This is a genomic window from Rhodothermales bacterium (genome assembly GCA_034439735.1).
In the GTDB taxonomy this organism is placed as follows: domain Bacteria; phylum Bacteroidota; class Rhodothermia; order Rhodothermales; family JAHQVL01; genus JAWKNW01.
This window is the reverse complement of record JAWXAX010000051.1, coordinates 1-8,959: the sequence shown is the minus strand read 5'-3', so window position 1 is coordinate 8,959 and position 8,959 is coordinate 1. Positions and strand designations below refer to the sequence as shown.

8 protein-coding genes are annotated in these 8,959 nt (G+C 62.0%); 7 read left to right on the top strand and 1 reads right to left on the bottom strand.

The window, feature by feature from the left end:
- Nucleotides 1-109 precede the first annotated feature (109 nt).
- Nucleotides 110-619 carry a helix-hairpin-helix domain-containing protein gene (locus SH809_03420; GenBank protein MDZ4698735.1) on the bottom strand — a complete coding sequence of 170 codons (510 nt, stop codon included), beginning with the start codon at nucleotides 617-619 and terminating at the stop codon, nucleotides 110-112.
- 224 nt (nucleotides 620-843) lie between these two features.
- Here SH809_03420 and recO point away from each other — a divergent pair, with 224 nt between their 5' ends.
- The 7 genes from recO to SH809_03385 form a co-directional block, all read left to right on the top strand.
- Complete coding sequence (recO, locus tag SH809_03415) at nucleotides 844-1,611, top strand: DNA repair protein RecO (protein ID MDZ4698734.1); 768 nt, start codon at nucleotides 844-846, stop codon at nucleotides 1,609-1,611.
- Nucleotides 1,612-1,737: 126 nt separating this feature from the next.
- Nucleotides 1,738-2,502 carry a S24 family peptidase gene (locus SH809_03410; GenBank protein ID MDZ4698733.1) on the top strand — a complete coding sequence of 255 codons (765 nt, stop codon included), beginning with the start codon at nucleotides 1,738-1,740 and terminating at the stop codon, nucleotides 2,500-2,502.
- A 1-nt stretch (nucleotide 2,503) separates the two neighbouring features.
- Nucleotides 2,504-3,127, top strand: coding sequence for a class I SAM-dependent methyltransferase (locus tag SH809_03405; protein MDZ4698732.1), 624 nt, complete (start codon nucleotides 2,504-2,506; stop codon nucleotides 3,125-3,127).
- Nucleotides 3,128-3,299: 172 nt separating this feature from the next.
- Entirely contained in the window at nucleotides 3,300-5,054 is a 1,755-nt protein-coding gene (locus SH809_03400; GenBank protein MDZ4698731.1) for a PAS domain-containing protein, read from the top strand.
- 213 nt (nucleotides 5,055-5,267) lie between these two features.
- Nucleotides 5,268-5,879: a sigma-70 family RNA polymerase sigma factor gene (locus SH809_03395; protein MDZ4698730.1), complete on the top strand. Its 612-nt coding sequence runs from the start codon at nucleotides 5,268-5,270 to the stop codon at nucleotides 5,877-5,879.
- Between the two features lie 77 nt (nucleotides 5,880-5,956).
- Nucleotides 5,957-7,252 (top strand): adenylosuccinate lyase, encoded by a 1,296-nt coding sequence (gene purB, locus SH809_03390; protein MDZ4698729.1) that lies wholly within the window; start codon nucleotides 5,957-5,959, stop codon nucleotides 7,250-7,252.
- Between the two features lie 229 nt (nucleotides 7,253-7,481).
- A partial coding sequence (locus SH809_03385) for a carboxypeptidase regulatory-like domain-containing protein (GenBank protein ID MDZ4698728.1) occupies nucleotides 7,482-8,959 on the top strand: 1,478 nt, incomplete at its 3' end.

Genomic DNA, 8,959 nt, shown 5'->3' with positions numbered 1-8,959 from the left:
GGACGCCGCGGAGGCCAAGCGGGACCCCGGTCCGTGAGCTACGAAGCCCTCTTAAACCTTGAACCTGGAACACGTGCCTGGAAATCCGGCCGGATTTCCGGGCACGCACCTAGTCGACGACGACATACGCCCGCAGCCCCTCGAACGTCTTCTCGCCGATGCCGCGTATCAGCATCAGGTCTTCCGGGCGTCGAAACGGCCCGTTAGTATCCCTGAACGCCACGATGCGTTCGGCCGTTTTGGGCCCGATGCGTGGGAGCCGCTCGAGCTCGGCGGCCGTGGCGCTGTTGATGCGCACGGTGTGGAAGGGCACCTGGTTGCCGCTCGAAGGGCGCTCGGCGGGCGGGTCGGCGGCAACGGGCCGGGTCGAGTCCAGGACGGTTGTATACGGGGCAGGGCGGGGTGTCATGGACGTATCCGCGGCTGTGGCAGGCTGCGCCGCCGCGAGGCGGTCGATCTCGGCGTAATAGGCAGGATCGTAGGGGAGGAGGTGATAACGGAGGTGACGGATAGCCAGGCCGCCGGCCAGAAAGAGCAGGACAAGGGCAAGCGAGTGCGTCTCACGCCGGGTGAGGGCGAGCCGTTGTTGGAGGCGATAGTAGTGGCGCTGCCAGCCCATGTGATGAGGTTTTAGGATGTGCTCTAGTAGGTGACGTTTCGCGTTACACGTTTTTTCGTTAGATGTGTGTGGTTCTCGCCTACGTTATTCGGCAACTGACCGTCGCTTTCAGGCCGAACGCGTTACGCGCAACCTGGTAACGCGTCTCGTCACTTACTATACTAGACGTTGTAGCGCCCCCCCGTATACCCTCATTCCCGCTCGTTTTTTACCATCACGCCCGTATGGTACCCCGAATACTTCGCACGGAAGCGATTGTCCTGCGCCACCTGGATTACCGGGAGACGAGCCAGATCGTCACGCTTTTCACACGGGAACTGGGGAAGGTGTCCGTTATCGCCAGGGGGGCGCGCGCAGCCAAAAGCCCGTTCGGAAGTGCGTTACAACCAATGGCGTACGTCGAAGCCGTGTTGTATCACAGTCCGGGACGGGAGCTTCACACCCTGAAAGAGGTGGCGCACGTCCGCCCATTCCTTCAACTCACCCGGCACCTCGATCGGATGGCCATCGGGCTCCGGATCATCGAGTTTGTCCATGCCCTCAGCCAGCCCGACGAGCCCCATCCCGCCCTGTTTCAACTGGTGGTGGAGACCCTCTCGCTGCTGGACGCCGCCGAAGAGCGGCCTGAGAACCTGCTGCTGTTTTTCCAGCTCCAACTCGCCGGCCATCTCGGTTTTCAACCCGCGGTTTCCCGCGAACAGGTCGAGGCGCTCACGGAGCAGGGCGGCTCGCTGATTCTGGAGAGCGGCGATGTGATCGAAGGCCGGGTGGAGGGACGCGGTGGCCGATTCGCATCACGGCCGGCCCTGCGCGCGTTCGCCATCCTTGTCCACGCGCCGGTCGAAGCCGTCCTGCGTATGACCATGGCCGAACACATCCGAAAGGAAGTGGGCGCACTCGTGGATGCCTACCTCCACTTTCATGTCGAGGAAGCCTACCCGACGCGCGGCGAGAAGATCATGGGCGCCCTCCTCAATCGACGCGGTGAATAAGACACAGGCGAAGGGGATGGATGAAAACACGGGAAAGGAACATTTTCCACTTGCAAATCTATCAGAAAGTGTGTATACATATGTGACATTATTCATGCACGCGTTGGTTACCCACCACGAACTACCATGAGCCGAAAACACCTCACTGCCAAACAGCATTCGTTTTTAAAGTTCTTGTCGAACTACGTCCGCGAGCACGGCGTCTGGCCGACCTATCGCGAGATGGTGGATCAATTTGACTATCGATCACCGAATAGCGTCACCCAGAACCTGAACGCCCTGTACAAAAAAGGCTTTCTGATTCGGGAGGATGAGGGCTACCAGTTTGCGGCGGAGCCGGCGAGCGCCTTCAGCGCCGCGATGCTGGGGTTACAGATGCCTGGGTTGCAACTACCGGGGTTGCAACTACCGGGGCTGCAACTACCGGGTATGGGTATGGCAGGTATGCCCATGGTGAATATGGCGATGCGCGGGATCCCCATCATGGGTACGATTACGGCCGGCGTGCTCCAGGAGGCTATTGAGGACAACCAGGGCACGATTACGCTGGAAACTCTTTTCCCGAATCTGGATCGAATCTTTGCCATTCGGGTATCAGGCCAGTCTATGATCGGCGTGGACATCCTGGACGGGGATTACGTGCTGCTCATCGACGACGACATCCCGAACGGCGGCATAGGAGCCGTCCTCTACAACGGGGAGACGTCGCTCAAGAGAATCTATCAGGAGCCCGATGGGCTTCGGCTGGTGGCGGCGAATGATGCCTATAAGGACATCCAGATTTCGCCCGACATCTTCGAGGAGGTCAAGATTCTGGGACGCTACGTCGGCCACGTAAACAAAAACGGGATCTACAAGCGCTCATTCAACGGACGCAGTCAAGCGGCCTGATATGACTACACCGAATTGGAATCGGAATCTGCGGCAAAAAGGCGGGTTCTGGAAGCATGGCCGGTGGTACGACGTCAACCTCGCACGTCGTTTACCCCTGGCCGTCGCGCTTATGGAAGAGCTCATCGCGGCCCTTCCACCCCTCGATTCCTCCACTTCGGTATGCGACCTCGGTTGCGGGACGGGCAACGCGGCCATGTCCGTCCTGATGGCCTACCCCACCGTGCACATGACGGTGCTGGATAAGGACCCGGAAATGCTCGAACTGGCCCGGGAGAAGATCAGCGAAGTGCGCGAAGGCATCTCCCTGCTCGAGGCGACCGTCTCGGCCGAAGGCGAGCCGATCCCCGGAAGCCCGTACGATGTCATCATCGCCTCGATGGTCATTCCGGACCTCATCGGCGACGATTCCATGGGCGCTGAGGCCGAAACCCGATACGAACTGCTCTTCCAGGGGCTCGCGGCCTCCCTCACACCGGGTGGCCACCTCTTCGTGGCGGACCAGATCGGCTCACTCGGCCTCTACCGCCTCATGAAGACCATGGAACGTGCCGGCTTCAGCGATGTCGACTGCGCCTGGCGCCAGGATGACTTTTACATCTGCGGTGGACGGCTCGCGGTCTGACGTTGACGCTGCCGGTGAATAATTGTCCGCCCGGCCGGTCCTCCCGGTCCCGCTTGTTGTGCTCCCGCCTTTATTTTTTGCGCAGTTCGCCCCTTTTCCTGCCTGTGCCCAGCCTGGCACATCGTTGGCCTGACCGGTTGCCGTAACCTTTCGGATCAACCGCCAATCGGCCATGGCTTCTCCTTCGGCGCCGCCTGCCGGCATCGCTTTCGCCCCTTCTCTCGATCCGCGGTCCGCCGCCACGCTCGAACGTATCGTCGCCCTCGTCCAGAAGGTGTTCGATGTCCCGGTCGTCCTCGTTTCGCATGTCGTAGACGACCGACACCACTTCCTCGCGACCACCGGGTTCAGCGCGCGCGATGCCGACCTCGACTATCTCCCCTGCAGCCGGGTCGTCACCGACGCGGCACCTATGATCGTCGAGGATGTCGCCAGCGCGGTGGACTGGGCCGACCGCTACGCCCGGGGCATCGGCTTTTACGCCGGCGTGCCCATACTCGATGCCGCCGGTAACGCTATGGGCGCGCTCAGCCTGATCGATGTGCACAAGCGCCATGTCGAGGATCCCGCACGCGGGGTGCTGGAGGATTGCGCCGCACTCATCGCTCCGCTGATTCGTTCGGACACCGGGGCGACCCGTGATGCGCCGCCGGCCGCCGCGCTCGTCATCGACCTCTTCCACGACGCCGGCGCCGCCGTGCTTGTCACGGACAGCTCGGATACCATCCTGGAAGCTAACGACGCACTGTGTCACCTCGTGGCCCAGCGTGTCGAGGCACTGACCGGGAAGCCTTTTAACCTCCTGCTACCGGAGGAGGAACGCGCCAACGCCGCCGCCCTCTACGCGGACCTGCTCGCCGGCCGCCGCGACAGCTATCAGGCCGACAGCCGGCTCATCCACCGCTCCGGCGAAGAACGCCGCGTGCGGACCACCGTGAGCCTCGTGCGCGACGACGACGGCGCACCGGCGTACGCCATTCGCCTCTTTGAAGAAACGGGCCGGCGCCACGAAGCGCTCGAGGAGTTGCGCATCCGCGATCGCGCTATCGCCGGCATGAATCAGGCCCTGGCCGTGACCGACATGGCCGCCGCCGGCGCACCCATCATCTTCTGCAACCCGGCTTTTGAGCGCATGACCGGTTACAGACAGGTGGATCTGCTCGGCTCGAATATGCTCGTCCTCCGCGGCGCCCGAACCGCCCGGGCAGCGGTTGATGCCCTCGCCGGCGCCATCGAACGCCAGGAGCAGGCCAGCACCCGGGTTGTTTTTTATCGTCGAGATACGACGCCTTTTACCGCCGCGGCCACCATCGTGCCCGTCTGGGATGATGCGGATACCCTGACGCATTACATCTGGCTGCTGGATGATCGCTCCGAAACGGTCGAGTTGCGCAGCCAGGTGGAGGCCCTGCATACTGAATTGACACGGTCGACCCGTCAGCTTCAACATGCGGTCAACCTCGTGGCGGCCGCTTACAGCATCCGACCGATCGAAGAACACGCCCAGGAATTGTTGCAGTCCCTGTACCGGGATGTGCGTTACCTCGAGGCAAAAGTGACCATGATCGACCCGGAGACCGGACATAGCCGGCCCGTGGCCGCCAACGTCGCCGGCAATCCGATCCGGATCGACCGAATCGATCCCCAGTTCGGCCACAGCGGCCGCGAGCTGTGCCGCATCAAGATGCAGATGGAAAGCGCCGGCGAAGTGGGCGCCTGGTGCCTCGATGTTCCGCTGGTGACTGACGCCGGGCTGCAGGGCCTGCTCACCCTGTATGCACACCCGGGTCGGCTCTTCGACGCGTCCGCCGCAACCGCCGCGCACCAGGTGGCCGGCCGGATCGCCGATGCGCTCTCTCGGCCGCCGGCCGAGTCGAAAGGAAGGATTGGGCGCGTCTCCGAACGTGTGGCCCTCCTGCCCGAGTAGGCAGATCGTCCGAGCTTCCATAAATAGCGCCGGGTGTACGGTGGAACCGGACCGATCTTATTTCTATCTTCTGCTCCTGCTTTATATGCGCGTCCGTCCTTCGCGGTAGGTTGGCTACGCGCGGAATCGCATCGCGTTGTCGGGTATCACAGGCTGAATACCCGTGCGGTAGAAGACTAAAGGACTGCGTTCGCTGTAAGTCCGTACAGGTATATGTCGAAATCAGCAGGTTCGCTTTCTCCATCGGATTCGAGTGAGCAAGATCGCGCCCTGGTCAAACAGGCGCTGGAGGGCAACGAGGCGGCGTACAAGGCTCTGGTCCAGAAATACAGCAAGGCGCTCACCATGCACGTGCAGCGCCTGGTTCGTAAACCCGAAGAAGTGGACGACCTGGTGCAGGAGAGCTTCATCAAGGCGTTCTCCGCGTTGGGTTCCTACTCCGTCGAATACGCCTTTTCGACGTGGCTCTACAAGATTGCAACGAACCACGCCATCGACTACCTGCGGAAGCGGAAGCTCAAGACCTATTCGATCGACAAGCCGCGGGACACAAAGGACGGCGCGGTAGAGTTCGAGCTGCCCGACGCCACCTATCGCCCGGACCGCCACATCGTGGCCGACCAACGACGCCAGCTCATCCAGGACGCCATCGACGCCCTGCCCGAGAAATACCACAAAGTCATCGTCATGCGGCATCAACAGGAAAAATCGTATGAAGAGATCGCGCGGGAGCTCGACCTGCCGCTCGGGACGGTGAAGGCGCATATCTTCCGTGCCCGCGAGCTGTTGAATAAATTCCTCCGCGATAAACGTAGCTCGCTGTAGACGGGTGGATCGTTGTTGGATGATCCGGCGTGCCCCGTTTATGAGCGGCTACCCGCCATCTATTACCCACCATTCCAATGATTGACCGTTATACCCGCCCGGAGATGGGCACGCTCTGGAGCGAAGAACAGCAATTCCAGGCCTGGTTGGATGTCGAACTGGCGGCCTGTTCGGCGTGGTCCGAGATCGGCGTCATTCCGCAGGCGGACGTGGATCGGCTGTATGCCGATGCCCGGTTCTCCGTACGCCGGATCCACGAGATCGAAGAAGTGACGCGCCACGATGTAGTCGCGTTTACGCGCGCCGTAAGCGAGACCCTCGGTGAAGAGAAAAAGTGGGTGCACTACGGCATGACATCGTCCGACGTGGTCGATACCGCGCTCTCGTACCGACTGGCCAAGGTGAATGTCTTGATACGGGAGCGGATCGATTGGATGATCGAGGTGCTGGGGGAGAAGGCGAAGGCACACCGACACACGCTCATGATGGGGCGGACGCACGGCGTGCATGCGGAGCCGACGACGTTCGGGCTCAAGATGGCCCTCTATTATGCCGAGATGAAGCGCAATCGGGATCGGTTCGAGGCGGCGGCGGAAGACATGCGGGTCGGAAAGGTGTCCGGCGCCGTCGGGACCTTTGCCCACATTTCTCCGGAGGTGGAGCGGATTACGTGCGAGCGGCTCGGGTTGAAGCCGGCGCCCATCTCCACCCAGGTGCTGCAGCGGGACCGCCACGCCCACTACCTCGGCGTGCTGGCCCTCATCGGGGCGACCCTCGAAAAGATGGCCATTGAGATCCGGGGCCTGCAGAAAAGCGAGGTTCGCGAAGTGGAGGAAGCCTTCGGGAAAGGCCAGAAGGGGTCGTCGGCGATGCCGCACAAGCGTAACCCGGTAGGCTCGGAGAATGTCACCGGCTGCGCGCGGCTCTTGCGCGGCTACATGGTGGCCGCCTACGAAAACGTCGCCCTGTGGCACGAGCGGGATATTTCGCATTCGTCCGTCGAGCGCGTCATCATCCCGGACGCCACCACCGTGCTGCACTACGCCCTTCACCGGATGGCGAACATCATCGAACACCTGGTGGTGTTCGAAAAAAATATGGCGCGCAACATGGAGCGCACGTTTGGGCTACACAACAGCCAACGGGTGTTGCTCAAGCTGATCGACACAGGGATGGACCGGGAGTCGGCGTACGATATGGTGCAGCCGCTGGCCATGCGGGCCTGGGAAGAAGAACGCTCGTTTAAAGAGATCGTGCTCGCAGATGAAGGCATCCGGAAGCATCTGAAGGTCGAGGAGATCGAAGACGCCTTCGACGCCCACTACCATCTGCGCCGCGTGGACGAGATCCTGGCGCGTGTGGGGATTTTGTAGTGGGGTAACCCGGGACTGGTGTAGGAAAAGAGGTGGAATCACGCCGGCATTGGAAGCGCTTCTGATTCCTGTTGCAAGATTATCCGCGGCGTTTCCTATTTTAGCGTCAGACCAAACGCATACATCGCCGGCCCAAGGCCGGCAGATCGCCGCCTGCCCCTCAGGGGTCCGAACGCGTACTCGGATTTCGGCGCAGAACGGCATCCAATCCCCATCATCCAGAGATAGTATGAAATCCTTCCTTCGCGCGGCCGGGCTCGTCCTGGTACTCCTTGGCCTGACCGTCCCCACCAGTCAGGCGCAGCAAACGGGTTCGCTCTCGGGCGTCGTCACCGATGCAAACGACGGCCAGGCGCTCGGCGGCGCCAACGTCATCCTGAATCGCCCGGGCCAGGCCGGCCTCGTCGGCGGCGCGGCCGCCAACATCGACGGCCAATACACGATCTCCAATATCCAGCCGGGCGACTATACGGTGACGTTCCGGTTCGTGGGCTATAACGAATTCGTGGCCCCGGTGACGATCGCCGCCGGCCAGTCGGTTTCCCTGAACGCCACCCTGTCGCAGGGCGGACTTGACCTCAACACGATCGTCATCACTGCGTCCCGCCGGGCCGAGAAAGTGCTCGACGCGCCAGCCTCCATTTCGGTGCTCGACGCGCGCGAGATCGAACAGGAGGTAACCGGCTCGACGGTCTCCGTGCTCCGCAACGTCACCGGTGTCGACGTCGCCCAGACCGGCGTCGACCGGAGCGAAGTGGTGCTCCGCGGCTTCAACAACGCCTTCTCGGGATCGGCGTACGTGCTTACGGATTACCGGCAGGCGGCCGTCGCCTCGCTGGGCGTGAACCTGCACTCGATCATGCCGAACATGAGCATCGACGTCGAGCGTATTGAGGTCGTCCGCGGCCCGGGTTCGGCGCTGTATGGCGCCGGCGTGGATGAAGGCGTCATCCACTACATCACCAAAGACCCTTTCAGCTATCCGGGTACTACGGTCTCCCTCTCCGGCGGCGAACGCGGCATGTTCGGCGCGCAGGTGCGCCACGCTGGCGTGCTCAGCTCCAGGCTGGGCTATAAGCTCACCGGCTTCTACTCGCAGGCCGACGACTGGGAATACAGCCCGGACGATACGATCGACGCCATCCAGCTGGCGGGTGATGCCGACGGGGTCGAGCGGAACTACGACTTCAACAAGATGAACGTCAATGGCCTGCTCCAGTACCGGATATCCGACAGGGTCTCGTTGACCGCCAATGGTGGCTACTCGAAACTCGACGCCATCGTGCTCTCCGGCATCGGAACGCTGCAGGCGGATGGCTTTTCCTATACCTACGGCCAGTTCCGGCTCCAGGCCGACCGGTTCTTCGCCCAGGTCTACGTCAACAAAAACAACGCCGGGGACTCGTTCGTCTACGGCACGGGCACAACGGTCGTCGACGAAGGCGCGCTGTATAACGCGCAGGCGCAGTACGACCTCGACTTCGCCAACGAGCGCGTGCGTCTCATCCTGGGCGGAGACATCGAGATGACGCGGCCAGACACCAAAGGCACCATCCTCGGCCGCAACGAGACCGACGACGACGTGAACGAAATGGGCGCCTATGCGCAGTCCTCGATCGAGCTGTCCCCGAAGATCGACCTCACGCTTGCGCTTCGGGCGGACTACAACAACATCGTCGACGACATCCAGATTTCGCCGCGCGCGGC

Coding starts and splice junctions, on each gene's coding strand:
- SH809_03405 (MDZ4698732.1), top strand. CDS start 2,504: ATGACTACACCGAATTGGAATCGGAATCTGCGGCAAAAAGGCGGGTTC.
- purB (MDZ4698729.1), top strand. CDS start 5,957: ATGATTGACCGTTATACCCGCCCGGAGATGGGCACGCTCTGGAGCGAA.
- recO (MDZ4698734.1), top strand. CDS start 844: ATGGTACCCCGAATACTTCGCACGGAAGCGATTGTCCTGCGCCACCTG.
- SH809_03410 (MDZ4698733.1), top strand. CDS start 1,738: ATGAGCCGAAAACACCTCACTGCCAAACAGCATTCGTTTTTAAAGTTC.
- SH809_03420 (MDZ4698735.1), bottom strand. CDS start 619: ATGGGCTGGCAGCGCCACTACTATCGCCTCCAACAACGGCTCGCCCTC.
- SH809_03400 (MDZ4698731.1), top strand. CDS start 3,300: ATGGCTTCTCCTTCGGCGCCGCCTGCCGGCATCGCTTTCGCCCCTTCT.
- SH809_03395 (MDZ4698730.1), top strand. CDS start 5,268: ATGTCGAAATCAGCAGGTTCGCTTTCTCCATCGGATTCGAGTGAGCAA.